We start from the raw sequence: 14,954 nt of genomic DNA on the forward strand, positions 1-14,954 counted from the left end.
ATATCGACCGCAGAGAGCATAATTACTCCCCCAACCATTTCCGAAGGAGATTTTCCACCCCACGCCAACGAGAGTCCAATGAGCGACCTCGAACGAATCTGTTCGGTCGACGACGTTCCCGCGGAGACGACGTTTCTCTTTCGTGTCCGCGACGACGAGGAGGTACGCGAGGCTATCCTCGTGCGAGACGACGGCGACATCAAGGGCTGGTTGAACTACTGTATGCATCTGACGAACATCAAACTCGACAAGGGGTCGGGTGCGGAGATGCGCAACGGCGAGATAATCTGTGAGAACCACGGTGCGTACTTCGAGGCCGACACCGGGTACTGCAACTACGGCCCGTGTGAGGGTGCGGTCCTCGACGACCTGGACATCACCGTCGACGGCGACCACGTGTTCCTCTCCGACGACGACTTCGATTTCGAGGCGACCGGCGGCATCGAAACCGACCCCGCAGACCGCAGTTCGAAGTCGAACGTCGAGTTCTGACTACTCCTCCGTGTCGTTCTCGTAGTGGCGGCGTTCGACGTAGTCGTCGTAGAGGCGAGAGAGGAGCGTCGTCACCGGCCCGTCACCGATTCCGATACCGTCTACCGTCTCGATAGGGCGGAGTTCCCACGTCGAGTTGGTGAGGAACGCTTCGTTCGCATCGCGCACCTCGTCGGGGGTAAAGCGGCGTTCGCGAATCGGGATGTTCTCCTGTCGAGCGAGGTCCAAGACGATGCGGCGGGTGATTCCCGGAAGCACTGGGCCGTCGAGACTCGGCGTACAGAGGGCGTCGTCGTCGACGAAGAAGAGGTTGCTCGTCGCACCTTCGGTGACGTACCCCTCGGCGTCCAGCATGAGTGCCTCGTCCGCGCCGGTCACGCGGAGTTCGGTTCGAGCGAGGATACCGTTGAGGTAGTTGTGCGTCTTCGCTCGTGCCGGGAGAGACCGGTCCGGAATCCGCCGCGTCTTCACCGTCTGGACCGACGCAGGGCCGTCCCAGATTGGGTCTGACCCACGTCCGCCGCGTGGAAGCGGTTCGACGATGACGACCACTCTCGGGTCTACCTCCTCGGCGGGCGTGAGGCGGCCGGGTTGACTGCCGCGCGTCACCGAGAGGCGGACGTACGCTTCCGAGAGGTCGTTCGCCGCCAGCGTCTCGTCGATGGCTGTTTTCAGAGAGGCGTCAGAGAGGCCGTGGTCCATACCGAGAACGTCGCACGTCTCCGCCAGGCGCTCGGCGTGGGCCTCCCAGTGGAACACGTCGCCGCCGTACGCGCGAAGCGTCTCGAAAGCGGCGTCACCGTAGAGGAACCCACGGTCAGTGACCGGAATCGACGCCTCCTCGGCAGGGACGATGTCGCCGTCGACGTAGTAGCGACGGTCAGAATCGTCGCTCATCGTTCGGCCTCCGACTCCCACGCGTCCATCGCCGGACCCTCACCCGCGGCGAGGGCGACGAAGTTGCGGACGATAGCTTTCCCCGACTCCGTGAGGATGCTTTCGGGGTGGAACTGCAGGCCGATGTGCGGTTTCTCGCGGTGACGAACACCCATCACGACCTGCGTTTCGTCGGTATCCGTGTTGGTCGCGTCGCCTGTCGAGTCCCCACCGTCGTCCCCACTGTCGTCCCCGACGGTCGATGCGGTGACGACCAACTCGTCGGGAATGTCGTCGAGTTCGACCGCGAGAGAGTGATACCGACCCACTTCGATTCGGTCGGGAAGACCGGTGAAGACGCCCATCCCGTCGTGTTCGACGACCGATGGCTTCCCGTGGACGACTTCGGGCGCGTGGCCGACGCGAGCACCGAGTGCGGCACACAGCGACTGGTGTCCGAGACAGACGCCGAGGGTCGGGTAGTCGAGGTCACGGAACGTCGGGACGGAGATGCCCGCGTCGGCAGGGGTTCCGGGGCCGGGCGAGACGACGATTCCGTCGGGGTCGATGTCGCGGATATCTGCCGTGGTCACCGCGTCGTTGCGGTGGACGACCACGTCGTCTGCGAACTCGCCGACGTACTGGACGAGGTTGTAGGCGAACGAATCGTAGTTGTCGACGACGAGGATACGCGTCATCGGTCCGCACCCACCGTCATCTTCGCGCGTTCACCGAGTGCCTCGTCGATGGCAGTGATGAGCGCACGGGCTTTCGCCAGCGTCTCGTCGTACTCGCTGTCGGGGTCCGAATCGTGGACGATACCCGCGCCGACACGGAGGTGGTACTCGTCGTGGAACCGCACGAGCGTCCGGATGACGATGTTCAACACCGCACTGTCGTCGAATCCGACGGCGAACATGCTCCCGGTGTAGGGGCCACGGCGCGTCGATTCGAGTTCCTCGATAATCTCCATCGTCCGGGGCTTGGGCGCGCCGGTGATGGTGCCGCCGGGGAACACCGCTGCGATGGCGTCGGCGAGTGTCGTCCCCTCGCGGCGGCGGCCTTCGACCAGCGACACGAGGTGCATGACCTCCGAGTAGCGGTCCACGCGGCGGTACTCGGCAACTTCGACGGACCCGTACTCCGAGACTTTCCCGAGGTCGTTCCGTTCGAGGTCCACGAGCATGGCGTGTTCCGCTCGCTCTTTCTCGTCGGTCGTAAGGTCGGCCTCCAGCGCCTCGTCTTCTTCGGGCGTCGACCCCCGTGGCCGGGTGCCGGCGATGGGTTCGGTGACGAGTCGGTCGCCGTCGATTCGGAGGAGGAGTTCGGGACTGGCGCTGACGAGGTCCAGACCGGGGAGTTCGAGGAGGCCGGAGTACGGCGCAGGGTTGACCGCCCGGAGGGCGGCGTAGGCATCGACGGGGTGGACCGCCGCAGGTGCGACGAGTCGCTGCGAGAGGTTCGCCTGAAACGTATCGCCGTCACGGATGTACTGCTTCGCCGCTCGAACCCTGTCTGCGAACTCGTCGCGGCCACACTCGCTTTCGAACTCGGCCTCGTTGGTCGCGACGGGTGCAGTCACCGGTTTCGGCGTCCCCTCGACGGCGTCGAGTGCCAGTGCAGTCGCTCTCTCGCGGGCGTCGTCGTAGACGGCGTCGAGGCCGGCGTCTGCCGGGATGCGGGGACAACAGGTGATTCGAAGGAGCGCGTCGTCGCCGGTACGAGGTTCTTCCCACGATGCGACGAGGTCGTACAGACCGAGTTGGAGGTGTGGGAGCAGTCGGTCGTCGACGGTGTGCTCGGGGAGCGATTCGAGTTCGCGGGCGACGTCGTACGAAAGCCAGCCAAAGAGGCCACAGGGGTAGGGGACGTCGCAGTCGCCGCGGACGAGTGTCTCGGCGTCGACGACTCCTTCGAGGGCGGCGAGCGTCGGTGCGGTGTCGTCTCGGGAGACGGCGTCGGACCCGACGGTCAGACGTTCGGCGGGTTCGACGCCGAAGTAGCCCCATCCGGGTTGGCCGCCGGTCGTCTCGTAGAAGAAGCCACCAGCGTCCCGTCGGCTACGTCGATAGGCGTCGAAGGGGTCCGAGACCCGGACCCTGACTTCGACGGGCACGCGCGCGCCGTCGGGGGCATCCCCGGCAGTCGCGCGAAAGTCGTCGCGGTCGGTGACGACGGTCGGTGCAGTCATTACTCGCACCAATCGGCGCGACAGGTAAACGGTTTCGTGACGTGTCAGCGGTCCTGCTTAGGTGTCCGCCGCGCGGTCTATCCAGCGCTGGACTCGCTTCGGTGAGACGTCGATTGCGTCGCCGACCTCGTCGGCGTCGGCGGTGGCGAGGTCCGAGACGGTTTCGATGCCGATGTCGGCGAGACGCTCGGCGTAGGCCGGGCCGATACCCCGAACCGTATCGACGGAAGTCGACTCGGGTTCGCCTGCTTCTTCGTCGGTTTCGGCCTCGGGAGACTCTTCGGCCGCTTCAGCTTCTTCAGCCTCGGCCGACTCGTCTGCCTCCTCAGCAGTTTCTTCGTCCGGTATTTCCGCTTCGTCTGCCTCCTCGGCAGGTTCTTCGTCCGGTGTTTCCGCTTCGTCTATTTCCTCAGCAGATTCTTCGTCCGGAGTTTCTGCTTCGTCTGCCTCCTCAGCAGGTTCTTCGTCCGGAGTTTCTGCTTCGTCTATTTCCTCGGCAGGTTCTTCGTCCGGTGTTTCCGCTTCGTCTATTTCCTCGGCAGGTTCTTCGGCTTGCTCTGGCTCTTGGACTTCTTCGGTTTCTGTCACCTCGTCCGATTCTTCGGTCTCTTCGACCGGTTCTTTCACTGCTGCTTCGGTCTCGACGTTTGCTTCCCCGCTTTTGTCGCGCGCCTCCCGTTCTTTCGTAACGGTCGCAGACTCGTCACGTCTCCCCTCGTCGGAAGACGTCGTGCCACCACCAAGAAGCGATTTGACGAACGACGAGATACTGTCAAGTAAGCCCATATTGGTTTCTTCTATGTAACGCCGTTATTTAAAAACCGGCACCCTCAGTCGTTAGAAAGGTGCGCACGGAGGGCTTCGTTCATCACGTCGACGGGTGCGTCGAGTCCGGTCCACAGTTCGAACGCTTCCACACCCTGCAGCAGGAGCATCCACGCACCGTCGACAGTGACGGCCCCTGCGTCGGCCGCTTCGCGGAGTAGTCGCGTCTCCAGTGGCGTGTACACCGCGTCGAGGACGGCCAAGTCGGCGTGGAGATGTGCGGCCGGCACCGGCGTCTCGGTGGGTGCCTCCATCCCGACGCTCGTCGCGTTGACGAGCACGTCGGCGTCGCCGACTCGTTCGAGTGTCTCTAACCCGCCACCAGTCGCTCCGGGGACGACGCTGGCCAGTTCCTCGGCTTTCGCTGCAGTTCTGTTGGCGATGTGGACCGTCGAACCGGCGTCTGCGAGTGCGAACGCGGCGGCGCGGCCAGCACCGCCAGCACCGACGACGACGGCGTCCGCTCCGTCGAGTTCGACGCCGTGGTGTTCGAACGCCCGCGTCACGCCGGCGGCGTCCGTGTTGTAGCCGTTCGGCTTGCCCGTCCCGAAGTCGATGGTGTTGACCGCGCCGATTCGTTCCGCCAGTGGGTCTGGGTCGACGAGTTCGAGGACGTCTCGTTTGAACGGTATCGTGACGTTGAGGCCGGCGACGCCGAGGGCGTCTGCACCGGCGATTGCGTCGGCGATGGCCGACCGTTCGGGTTCGAAGGTGACGTACCGTGCATCGACACCAGTCGCCTCGTAGGCCGCCTCGTGCATCGGCGGCGACGCCGAGTGACCGACGGGGTTGCCGACGAGCCCGTACACTTGCATGACCGGGTGGAGTCCCGCCGTCGATATAATTCGCCCGTCTGCGTCGGAATCCGCCGCGACTCGTCGGTGAGGGTCGTGTGCCAACTGCTCTCTCGATTTGTGTACCGGCGTATTTTTGATTCCCCGTCGGTCTACTCCCGTGTATGCCGGCACTCGCAACCCTGCTTTCCTTCGATACCGCCATCCTCGTGGCCGGTATCGTCGCACTCTATCTCGGGGCCGAGGCGCTCGTCGAGGGCGCCTCGCGCCTCGCTATCGGTCTTGGCCTCCGGGCCGCCATCGTCGGCGTCACCATCGTCGCGTTCGCGACGACGACGCCCGAACTGTTCGTCGCCGTCCTGAGTGGTCTGGGCTACAGTTCTGACCTCGGACTGGGTGCAATCGTCGGGTCGAACATCGCCAACATCGGCCTCGTGTTGGGCATCTCTGCGCTCATCCAACCGATGGGCGTCTCGACGACGACGCTCCGTCGACACGCGCCCTTCATGATTATCGCGGCAGTCACGCTCGTGGCACTCGGACTCGACGGAAACCTCAGCGCGTTCGATGGAGTCGTGCTCCTCGTCATCCTCGTCGTGTTCACCGCGTTCCTGATTTACCGCGCTCGCTCGACGGCGGCCGACGCACTCGGGGCAGACGAAATCGACATCGACGACGAAGAGGAAGTGTCCGCTCGGTTCAAGGACGTCGTCTATCTCGGTGCGGGCCTCCTCTTGCTCTTCATCGGGTCGAACTGGCTCATTCAGGGAGGGAAGGGTCTGCTCGAAGCCTACGGGTTCAGCACCCGTTTTATCGGTCTCACCATCCTCGCGTTCGGGACGTCACTCCCCGAACTCGCGGCGTCCGTCATCAGCGCCGTCCGCGGAGAGGCCGAGTTCAGCATCGGGAACGTCGTCGGGTCGAACATCTACAACGTCGTCGCCGTCCTCGGCATCCTCGCAATCATGGTTCCGGTGAACGTCCCACCGAGTACTATCTCGCTCGACTTCCCGGCACTCCTCGCGTTCACCTTCGGCGTCATCGCGCTGATGCTCTGGAACCGTGACGTCTCTCGAATCGACGGCGGAATCCTCCTCGTCGGCTACCTCGTCTTCTTCTGGCTCATCCTTCCGTAAGCGCGGCTGTAGCCAGTTCGCGTCGACGTTCTTCTCACGTGATTGAAACGCAAGAGATACCGGGTTCCCATACACATCTGTACCACGATGGTACGACGACGACTGAGCCACCCGTTGGTCGCGGTATTCGGCGCTGCCCTCCTCACGATACCGTGGCTGGGACTGCACACGCTCTTCGGCATCGAACTGCAGACCGGTGTCACAGTCGCACTGAGCGGCATCGCCGTCCTCGGTGCGTCGTTCCTCCTCGCGTGGGGGGCCGAGACGGCAGAAGCGGACGTGCCACGGGCGTTCGCGCTGGCGATTCTCGCAGTCCTCGCCGTCGCCCCCGAGTACGCCGTCGACGCCCTCTACGCGTGGGAAGCCGGTATCAATCCGGGGTCCCCCGAATCTGCAGAGGCGGCGAGTCTCGCCGTCGCCAACATGACGGGCGCGAACCGCATCCTCATCGGTATCGGCTGGTCTGCCATTGCGCTCTTTACCGTCTACCGGGCGCGTGACACCGGCGACGAGGCAGTCGAGAAGCGTCCCGGCTTCCTCGCGGACGCCGTCCGCCTCGACAAAGACATCTCGACGGAGATTCTGTTCCTCTTCGCGGCGACGGTGTTCGCGTTCTTCGTCCCGCTCGGAGAGGGTATCGGCGCGTTCGACATGCTCGTCCTCGTCGGCCTCTACGTCTCGTACATTCTCGTCGCACTCAACTCTCCCCACACACACGAAGAACAGATTGGCGTCCCCGCCTATCTCCAGTCGTACGTCAAACCGAAGCGAATCGCGACGACGCTCACGCTGTTTTTCTTCTCCGGGTTCGTCATCCTCGTCGCTGTCGAACCGTTCGCTCACGGCCTCGAAGAACTCGGGACGGCCGTCGGCATTCCGCCGTTCTTGATGATTCAGTGGGTCGCCCCACTCGCGAGTGAGAGTCCCGAACTCATCGTCGTCGCCTACCTCGTCAACAAGGCGCGGGCGACTGCCGGATTCAACGCGCTCATCTCGTCGAAACTCAACCAGTGGACGCTCCTCATCGGGACGCTCGTGCTCGTCTACAGTCTCTCGCTTGGATACTACGGTGCCCTCCCCCTCGACAACCACCAGATGGGCGAAATCTGGTTGACGGCCGCACAGAGTTACTTCGCCATCGCCATCCTCATCTCGCTCACTATCAGCCTCCGCGAGGCACTGGTCCTCCTCGGCCTCTTCTTCGCGCAGTTCGTCTACGCCGTCACGGGGACAGTGCTCACGCTCCCCATCCCCGGACTCGGCCTCGTGACGTTCGACGGAACCACCTCACTCATCGCCTTTTCGGTGGTCTACATGGTCCTCGGGACGGCGCTGTTCGTCGTCAGACGGCGGGAACTCGTCTCGGTCGCCAAACGGTCGCTCCGCCGCGTGCGCGGCGACTTCAGCGACGGTCCTGACGAGCCAATCACCGCCGCCGAAGACTGACCGGGAGGTCCGCTCGTCGGTTCCGACGCGCTTTTCGCCGCCCTCGGCCACTCACGAATCGTGATTGGAATCGTCGTCAGCCGCGCCGACAGCGCATCGGTTCACATCGGCGAGCACCTCCTGTCGCTCGCCGACTGGGACGCACAGACGGACGACGAACGGCCGGATGCCGACGGTGGCGGGACGGTCTATCGCCGCGACGGGTTCGAACTCCGCGAGTTCGACGACCTACACATCTACATCGACGACCCTGCCGAGGCGTTCTCTGCGGACATCGACCTACTCGCCGTGGTGTCGCGCCACGCTGGCGAGACGGGACCACTCCTCACTGCACACTTCACAGGCAACTTTGGACCCGCCGACTACGGTGGCGAACCAGGGCAGTTCGCCCGTGCCTGTCCGAACGCGCAACGTGACGCCGTCGCGGCCCTCAGAGACCACGCACCCGATGGGTACGAGGTCGGTATCGAGGCGACGCACCACGGTCCAACCCAGACCACCGTTCCGTCGATGTTCGTCGAACTCGGCAGTGGCGAAGACGAGTGGGCCGACCCGGCAGGTGCGCGTGCCGTTGCGGCCGCCGTCCTCGACATCGAAGGCGTCGAACCCGACACCGACCGCCAACTCGTCGGATTCGGCGGTGGCCACTACGCACCGCGGTTCTTCCGCGTCCTCGACGACACGGACTGGTGTGTCGGCCACATCGCCGCCGACTGGCAACTGGACGCGATGGGTGACCCCGACGCGAATCGGGACGTCCTCCGCCGCGCGTTCGAAGCGTCGGCGTCCGACGTCGCACTCGTCGATGGGAACCGCGACGAACTCGCCGCCGTCCTCGACGACGAGGGATACAGAGTCGTCTCCGAGACGTGGGTCCGCGAGACTGCTGGCGTCCCACTCGAACGCGTCCGTGAACTCGAAGCGGACATCACGCGCATCGAAGATGGCCTCCGGTTCGGTTCGGACGTCGACGCCGACTCTTACGACACCGTCTCGCTCCCTGACGGCCTCCTGGGCGAAGCACAGGGAATTGCCCTCGACGCCGCACTCGACGCCGTCAGCGAGACGACAGTGGCCTTCCACACGACAGAGGGAGGGACGCGCGCCGTCGGACGTGCCGCCGTCACGGGTGAGGGCTACGACGAACTCGTCGAACGACTCTGTGAGATTCTGCGTCAGAAGTACGACTCCGTGGTTCGTGAAGACGACCACGTCACCGCGACGGTCCGCGCGTTCGACCCGACGGCCGCCCGAGACAGAGGCGTCCCGGAAGGACCGGCGTTCGGAAAACTCTCGTCTGGACAGGCAGTCGAAGTCGCGGGGGAGACAGTCACCCCTGCGGACGTCTCGCGCGAGCGAATTGTCGAGTACGTTATCTGACTCAGTTAGTTATCAATTAACTGCGACTGTCCCAAATTCGGGAGTTTGTGTCAAATTGTATGTATTAAACGGCCCAAATATCCCCGTTGTCAGACGCACGTCTGACACAAGGGGGAAAGATAATTAGTCATCCTCCGTAAACCGTCTGCACAAATATGGACTCTATCGTCGACGACGCAATCGATGAGGCCGAGGACATGGGGGATGGGGCGACCGACGTCGGCGGCCCAGAAAACATCAACCGGTCCGGTACGATGACTGACGACGAACTGAAAGCGGTTCTCAAAGACCTTCAGACCAACATCACAGTGGTCGGGTGCGGTGGTGCTGGTGGCAACACCGTCAACCGGATGCACGACGAGGGAATCAAGGGAGCCAAACTGGTCGCCGCGAACACCGACGTGCAGCATCTCGTCGAAATCGGGGCGGACACGAAGATTCTCATGGGCGAACAGAAGACCCAGGGCCGTGGTGCAGGGTCTCTCCCGCAGGTGGGCGAAGAGGCCGCACTCGAATCTCAAGAGGAGATTTATGACGCCATCGAGGGTTCGGACATGGTGTTCGTCACGGCCGGTCTGGGTGGTGGCACCGGCACCGGGTCTGCGCCCGTCGTGGCCAAGGCGGCCCGCGAGTCCGGCGCGCTCACCATCGCTATCGTGACGACGCCCTTCACGGCCGAGGGTGAAGTTCGACGGACGAACGCCGAAGCGGGTCTGGAGCGCCTCCGTGACGTCTCCGACACCGTCATCGTCGTTCCGAACGACCGCCTGCTCGACGCCGTCGGGAAACTCCCGGTCCGGCAAGCGTTCAAAGTCTCCGACGAAGTGCTGATGCGCTCGGTCAAGGGTATCACCGAACTCATCACCAAACCCGGCCTCGTCAACCTCGACTTCGCCGACGTGAAGACGGTCATGGAGCGAGGTGGCGTCGCCATGATTGGTCTCGGCGAATCCGACTCAGAGTCCAAGGCACAGGAATCGGTCAAATCTGCGCTCCGCTCTCCACTCCTCGACGTGGACATCTCGGGTGCGAACTCCGCACTCGTCAACGTCACCGGTGGGTCGGACATGAGCATCGAAGAGGCGGAAGGTGTGGTCGAGGAGATTTACGACCGCATCGACCCCGACGCGCGTATCATCTGGGGGACGTCCGTCGACGACGAACTCGAAGGTATGATGCGGACGATGATTGTCGTCACCGGCGTCGAGTCGCCGCAGATTTACGGCCGCAACGGGCAGGTCCAACAACAGGCCCAAGAACGCCTCGAAGACATCGACTACGTCGAGTAATCGACCGACTCTGCGACGCCGACGGGACGGACTCGTCCGGTCGCGACGCACTCGTTTTTTGCGGCAGGTCCCGACGCACCGAACGGCGAGTTCTGAGCAGTCTGCATCAATAGATAGAAAAAGCCGGCCGTCCTAGCCCCCACCAACATGGACGTCAAGTACGATCTGAACAGTTACGTTCGCGTGCTGAAACTCGCGAGCACCCCCTCCTGGCAGGAGTTCTCTCAAATCTCCAAGATTGCCGGAGCGGGTATCTTCCTCGTCGGGTTGCTCGGCTTCATCATCTTCGCGGTCATGAGCTTCCTCCCCGGAGGCGTCTGAGATGCCAATCTTCGCCGTCAAGACGACTGCTCGACAGGAGCAAACAGTCGCGGACATGATTGCCACGAAGGAGTTCGCGGAGATTCACGCCGTCTTGGCCCCTGACTCACTGACGAGTTACGTGATGGTCGAAGCAGACTCCGACGGTATCGTCACCCGCGTCCTCGAAGAGATTCCACACGCTCGTGGCCTCGTCGAGAGCGGTGGGATGGTCGGCACCTCCAGCATGTCGGAAGTCGAGCACTTCCTCTCGCCGACGCCCGACGTGGAAGGGATTGCAGAAGGCGACATCGTCGAACTCATCGCGGGTCCGTTCAAAGGCGAGAAGGCTCGTGTCCAGCGCATCGACGAGACGAAAGACCAGGTGACCGTCGAACTCTACGAAGCGACGGTTCCGATTCCGGTCACCGTCCGTGGCGACCAGATTCGCGTCCTCGACTCCGAAGAGCGGTAATCGATTCGCTCGCGTTCTCTCTTCTCTCTTTCCGCTGTTCGAATCCGACTGAGGAGCGAGAGAAACCGTTCGGCGACCAGTCTACAGTGCACCCTGTTCGCGAAGCGTCTGGACGACGTTGTTGAGGTCCGCTTCCTCTTCGACAGTCGATTTGACGTCTTCCCGGATGCGAACTGCCGTCGAATCTGCTTCGTACGCGCGGACGAACTCCGCGCGAGTGTGTTCGTCGAACGCGTGACGAATCGCGAAATACCCCTCGGGGACGATGGTTCCACACACTTTGCACTCGTGTCGTTCGTGCTCGACCGTCTGGTGGATGATGACGCTTTCGACGTCCTCGAAACGTCCATCACACCCTTCGACACCGCACTTCCACCTGGACATATTTCTCTCGACGGACGTGGGGGACTAAATCGTTTCTTCGGTCTATTGGCGTCTTCCGAATAGCAATCACTAACTATCGTCTGCCCGGAGGTGGTCGTGTGACCACGAGCACGACGACTCGGGTAGACATGCACGTGAAGATTCTCGACGAGCGTGTCGTCTCGCGTGCCAAAGCACGTGGTCTCGACGTACTGGTCTACGCCCCTCACTTCGTCCGTCTCCCGGATATCCGTGCTCGTGCCGAACGCTTCTCGGACGACGAACTGCTCGTCGTCCCTGCCCGTGAGGTGTTCACCGGCGCGTGGAACGACCGAAAACACCTCCTCGTAGTCGGTCTCTCGGACCCGGTTCCCGACTTCATCACGCTCGACGGCGCACTCGCCGAGTTCGCCCGGCAGGACGCGGCGACCCTCGTCCCACACCCGGAGCTGCTCACCGTGAGTCTGACGCTCGACGACTTGGCAGACCACCGAGACGACATCCACGCCGTGGAGACGTACAACGCCAAAGCCTTCTCGCGACACAACCGACGCGGCCGGGAAATCGCTCGCGAGACGGGCCTGCCGGGGTTCGGGTCGTCGTACGCCCACCTCCGTGGGACGATTGGCGAGGCGTGGACCGAGTTCGACTGCGACATCGACTCAGAGGCTGACCTCGTCGAAGCGCTCCGCGAAGGGGCCGACCGGCGCGTGAAACGTCGGTCTGGCCTCTCGCACACCCTCCGTGGGGCCGTCGAGTTCGCCCACCTCGGCTACGAGAACTCGTGGGGGAAGATTGACCGACTCCTTCTGTCCGGGATGGAACCAACCCATCCGAACCACATCGCCTACGACGGCCGATTCGACGACGTGAGCGTCTACTGAGCGAACGCTCAGAGAATCGCGCTGAACGATGCCGCCGCATCTGCCAGCGACACGTCGAGCGAAAAGAGGTAGTAGTGGACACCAGCGAGCACGCCGAGTTCAGCACCAGTCACGAGAAGCGTGACCGCATCGGCGTGTTTCGAACTCGTGGCGACACCGGTCGGCAGGTCGTACTCCTGTGGCGACAGCGGGTAGAACAGGGCGATGCCGCGCTTCGACCCGACCATGTCGAGGACGTAGTGGGTGGCGACGCCAATCCAGACGAAGTGGAGGTTGTCGAACACCAGTGGGAAGACGAGGAACGCAATCAGCACCGGGAGGTTGTGGAGCGTCTTGCGGTGCTTCCCGAATGCGGTGTCCACGTCGGGGAAGAGCGCGCCGAGGATGACCGGGAGTGAGAGTTGTCCGATTTTCTGTGCGAGGAGGACGTACGTCTCCACGCGATTCGGTTCGAACGTCCGCGGGTCGATAGTGAGGATGACACCGAGCCCGAGCGCCAAGAGGATGGCGTTGAGCACGTGCCCCTTCTTGTTCATGGGCAGAAACTGGCCTGCCGGGATACAAAGGTTTCCCACGAAAATCGCCTGACTGCGTTGTTTCGGTGGGGTCAGTTCTCACCGGAGTCGGCTACCGACTCGATATGCTCGCAGAGCAACGCCAGCGCCCCGCGTGCAATCTGTTCTTTCACCTGCGTCCGCGACCCGTCGTACTCGAAGCGTTCGACTCGGGTATAGGACGCTTCGGACCCCCACGGCGCGGCGTAGGCGATGCCGACGAAGACGGTTCCAACCGGTTTTCCGGGGAGCGCACCACCCGGTCCCGCGATACCTGTCGTGGCCACGCCCCACGTCGTGTCGGCCACGTCGCGGACGGCGGCGGCCATCTCGCGGGCGACTGGTTCCGAGACGGCACCGTACTCGTCGAGTGCCTCTCGCGAGACGGCCAGTTCGTCGCGCTTGGCGTCGTACGAGTAGACGACGAGCGACCGCTCGAAGTAGTCGCTCGACCCGGGCACGTCGGTGAGGAGCGACCCGACGAGGCCACCGGTACAGGACTCCGCGACGGCGACGGTGTGGTCCGCGTCGCGGAGGGCGTCGCCCACGCGTTCTTCTTCCGGCGGGTCGGATGCGAACTCGCGCATACGCCAGCCAACGGTCGGATGCGACAAAAACCCGCCCGGCGGTCACACGCCCAGCGAGGGCGTGTTCTCTCGCCCTCGGAACGCTCCGCACACGGTTCCGAGACCGAGAAGTACACAAAGCAGGGCCGTTTCGGGTCCGACATGGATATCGACGTGGAGCCGACCGACTCTCCCCAAGACGGCGCAGACGACGCAGACGCTGACGACGAGGGACCAGCCGAAATCGAAGTCGAAGTCACCGACCCTGAAACGACGACGACGGAGCGCGCGGACCTCCCGCGCGGTATCGACGCACCGGAGTACGTCCTCTACGGTGGGAAAGGCGGCGTCGGAAAGACGACGATGGCGGCCGCGACGGCACTCGCCAGCGCCGCCGACGGGACGTCGACGCTCGTCGTCTCGACGGACCCCGCACACTCGCTTTCTGATACGCTCGGCGTCTCACTCCACGGCGAACCGTCGCGCATCCGCGAAGACATCCCCCTCTACGCAGCCGAAATCGACCCCGACTCCGTGATGGAAGGACCGTTCGCCAACGCCGGCGACACCCCTGCCGACGAGACGGAGTACGACACGAACGAGTACGACGACGACAACCCGTTCGTCGGCGACGACGGCGGGAACTCGCCGTTCGGCGGGATGGGCGACGCGATGGGTGGGTTCGAGGACCTGCTCGGTGGCGACGGACCGATGGGGATGGGCGGCCCGATGCCCGGTGCCGACGAGGCGGCGGCGATGCAGCAACTCCTCGAATATCTCGACGACCCGCGATTCGACCGTGTCGTCATCGACACCGCACCGACCGGGCACACGCTCCGACTGCTCGAACTCCCGGAGATGATGGATTCGATGCTCGGCCGCATCGTCCGCATGCGCGACAAGTTCTCGGGGATGATGGACAGCGTCAAGGGCATGTTCGGCGGCGGCCCGGACAACCCGCAGGCGGGCATGGCCGACCTGGACGAACTCAGAGAGCGCATCGAGCGCCTTCGGGCCGTCCTCCGCGACCCGTCGAAGACCGACTTCCGCGTCGTCATGATTCCCGAGGAGATGAGCGTCGTCGAATCGAAACGGCTCGTCGCCCGCCTCGACGAGTTCGGTATCCCGGTCCAGACGCTCGTGGTCAACCGCGTCATGGAGCAGGTAGACGACGTGGCCGACGTGGACTCCTCGTGGTTCGAGTCGCCGGACCTCGAAAACTGTGGCTTCTGTCAGCGTCGATGGAAAGTCCAACAGGAGGCGCTTCGCTCCGCGACGGACCTCTTCCGCGGACGAGACGTCAAACGAGTGCCGTTGCTCGCAGACCAGGTGCAGGGAGAAGATGCACTTCGCGTCGTCGCGTCCTGTCTCGAATAACGGACC

Annotated in this window: 17 protein-coding genes; 9 read left to right on the forward strand and 8 right to left on the reverse strand. The window is 63.6% G+C overall.

Features of this window, described 5'->3' with window-relative positions:
- The first annotated feature begins 78 nt into the window (after nt 1–78).
- Entirely contained in the window at nt 79–492 is a 414-nt protein-coding gene (locus ACK3R5_RS03070) for a Rieske (2Fe-2S) protein (protein ID WP_411968036.1), read from the forward strand.
- Here ACK3R5_RS03070 and ACK3R5_RS03075 read toward each other — a convergent pair whose 3' ends face one another.
- From ACK3R5_RS03075 to ACK3R5_RS03095, 5 genes are read right to left on the reverse strand one after another with little or no spacing between them, the layout of a single operon-like run.
- Entirely contained in the window at nt 493–1,389 is an 897-nt protein-coding gene (locus tag ACK3R5_RS03075; RefSeq protein WP_411968037.1) for an aminotransferase class IV, read from the reverse strand. It abuts the gene before it with no gap.
- Entirely contained in the window at nt 1,386–2,066 is a 681-nt protein-coding gene (locus ACK3R5_RS03080; RefSeq protein ID WP_411965581.1) for an anthranilate synthase component II, read from the reverse strand. Before ACK3R5_RS03080 ends, ACK3R5_RS03075 begins: the two co-directional genes overlap by 4 nt.
- Nucleotides 2,063–3,559: an aminodeoxychorismate synthase, component I gene (gene pabB, locus ACK3R5_RS03085; protein ID WP_411968038.1), complete on the reverse strand. Its 1,497-nt coding sequence runs from the start codon at nt 3,557–3,559 to the stop codon at nt 2,063–2,065. The genes ACK3R5_RS03080 and pabB overlap by 4 nt, the downstream gene beginning before the upstream one ends.
- 57 nt (nt 3,560–3,616) lie before the next feature.
- On the reverse strand, nt 3,617–4,345 hold the full coding sequence (locus tag ACK3R5_RS03090) for a helix-hairpin-helix domain-containing protein (protein WP_411968039.1): 729 nt from the start codon (nt 4,343–4,345) through the stop codon (nt 3,617–3,619).
- Between the two features lie 44 nt (nt 4,346–4,389).
- Nucleotides 4,390–5,199 carry a shikimate dehydrogenase gene (locus ACK3R5_RS03095; protein WP_411968040.1) on the reverse strand — a complete coding sequence of 270 codons (810 nt, stop codon included), beginning with the start codon at nt 5,197–5,199 and terminating at the stop codon, nt 4,390–4,392.
- Between the two features lie 143 nt (nt 5,200–5,342).
- Between ACK3R5_RS03095 and ACK3R5_RS03100 the strand changes: the two genes are divergently transcribed.
- The 6 genes from ACK3R5_RS03100 to ACK3R5_RS03125 all read left to right on the forward strand — a co-directional run bounded on the left by ACK3R5_RS03100 (nt 5,343) and on the right by ACK3R5_RS03125 (nt 11,204).
- On the forward strand, nt 5,343–6,314 hold the full coding sequence (locus ACK3R5_RS03100; RefSeq protein ID WP_411965585.1) for a calcium/sodium antiporter: 972 nt from the start codon (nt 5,343–5,345) through the stop codon (nt 6,312–6,314).
- Nucleotides 6,315–6,401: 87 nt separating this feature from the next.
- Nucleotides 6,402–7,760, forward strand: a complete 1,359-nt coding sequence (locus tag ACK3R5_RS03105; RefSeq protein WP_411965587.1) for a sodium:calcium antiporter — start codon at nt 6,402–6,404, stop codon at nt 7,758–7,760.
- 60 nt (nt 7,761–7,820) lie between these two features.
- Nucleotides 7,821–9,140 carry a D-aminoacyl-tRNA deacylase gene (locus tag ACK3R5_RS03110; protein WP_411968041.1) on the forward strand — a complete coding sequence of 440 codons (1,320 nt, stop codon included), beginning with the start codon at nt 7,821–7,823 and terminating at the stop codon, nt 9,138–9,140.
- A gap of 155 nt (nt 9,141–9,295) precedes the next feature.
- Nucleotides 9,296–10,429, forward strand: a complete 1,134-nt coding sequence (gene ftsZ / locus ACK3R5_RS03115; RefSeq protein ID WP_411965589.1) for a cell division protein FtsZ — start codon at nt 9,296–9,298, stop codon at nt 10,427–10,429.
- A 147-nt stretch (nt 10,430–10,576) separates the two neighbouring features.
- Nucleotides 10,577–10,750 carry a protein translocase SEC61 complex subunit gamma gene (locus ACK3R5_RS03120; RefSeq protein ID WP_004044219.1) on the forward strand — a complete coding sequence of 58 codons (174 nt, stop codon included), beginning with the start codon at nt 10,577–10,579 and terminating at the stop codon, nt 10,748–10,750.
- 1 nt (nt 10,751) lies between these two features.
- Nucleotides 10,752–11,204, forward strand: a complete 453-nt coding sequence (locus ACK3R5_RS03125) for a transcription elongation factor Spt5 (RefSeq protein ID WP_411965590.1) — start codon at nt 10,752–10,754, stop codon at nt 11,202–11,204.
- Nucleotides 11,205–11,285: 81 nt separating this feature from the next.
- Here the strand turns inward: ACK3R5_RS03125 and ACK3R5_RS03130 are convergent, their stop codons facing one another.
- Nucleotides 11,286–11,588, reverse strand: a complete 303-nt coding sequence (locus ACK3R5_RS03130) for a hypothetical protein (RefSeq protein ID WP_411965591.1) — start codon at nt 11,586–11,588, stop codon at nt 11,286–11,288.
- Nucleotides 11,589–11,716: 128 nt separating this feature from the next.
- Between ACK3R5_RS03130 and ACK3R5_RS03135 the strand changes: the two genes are divergently transcribed.
- A complete protein-coding gene (locus ACK3R5_RS03135; RefSeq protein WP_411965777.1) occupies nt 11,717–12,451 on the forward strand; it encodes a PHP-associated domain-containing protein in 735 nt (244 codons plus the stop codon).
- Nucleotides 12,452–12,459: 8 nt separating this feature from the next.
- Here the strand turns inward: ACK3R5_RS03135 and ACK3R5_RS03140 are convergent, their stop codons facing one another.
- The gene (locus ACK3R5_RS03140) at nt 12,460–12,987 is read right to left on the reverse strand and encodes a metal-dependent hydrolase (RefSeq protein WP_411965592.1); all 528 of its coding nucleotides are present in this window, start codon (nt 12,985–12,987) and stop codon (nt 12,460–12,462) included.
- Between the two features lie 71 nt (nt 12,988–13,058).
- Complete coding sequence (locus tag ACK3R5_RS03145) at nt 13,059–13,592, reverse strand: CinA family protein (RefSeq protein ID WP_411968042.1); 534 nt, start codon at nt 13,590–13,592, stop codon at nt 13,059–13,061.
- Between the two features lie 141 nt (nt 13,593–13,733).
- On the opposite strand from ACK3R5_RS03145, the gene ACK3R5_RS03150 reads away from it, so the two are divergent.
- Nucleotides 13,734–14,948, forward strand: coding sequence for an ArsA family ATPase (locus ACK3R5_RS03150; protein ID WP_411965594.1), 1,215 nt, complete (start codon nt 13,734–13,736; stop codon nt 14,946–14,948).
- The last annotated feature ends 6 nt before the right edge of the window (nt 14,949–14,954 follow it).

The organism is Haloferax sp. YSSS75, from assembly GCF_046764215.1.
Classification (GTDB): Archaea; Halobacteriota; Halobacteria; order Halobacteriales; family Haloferacaceae; genus Haloferax.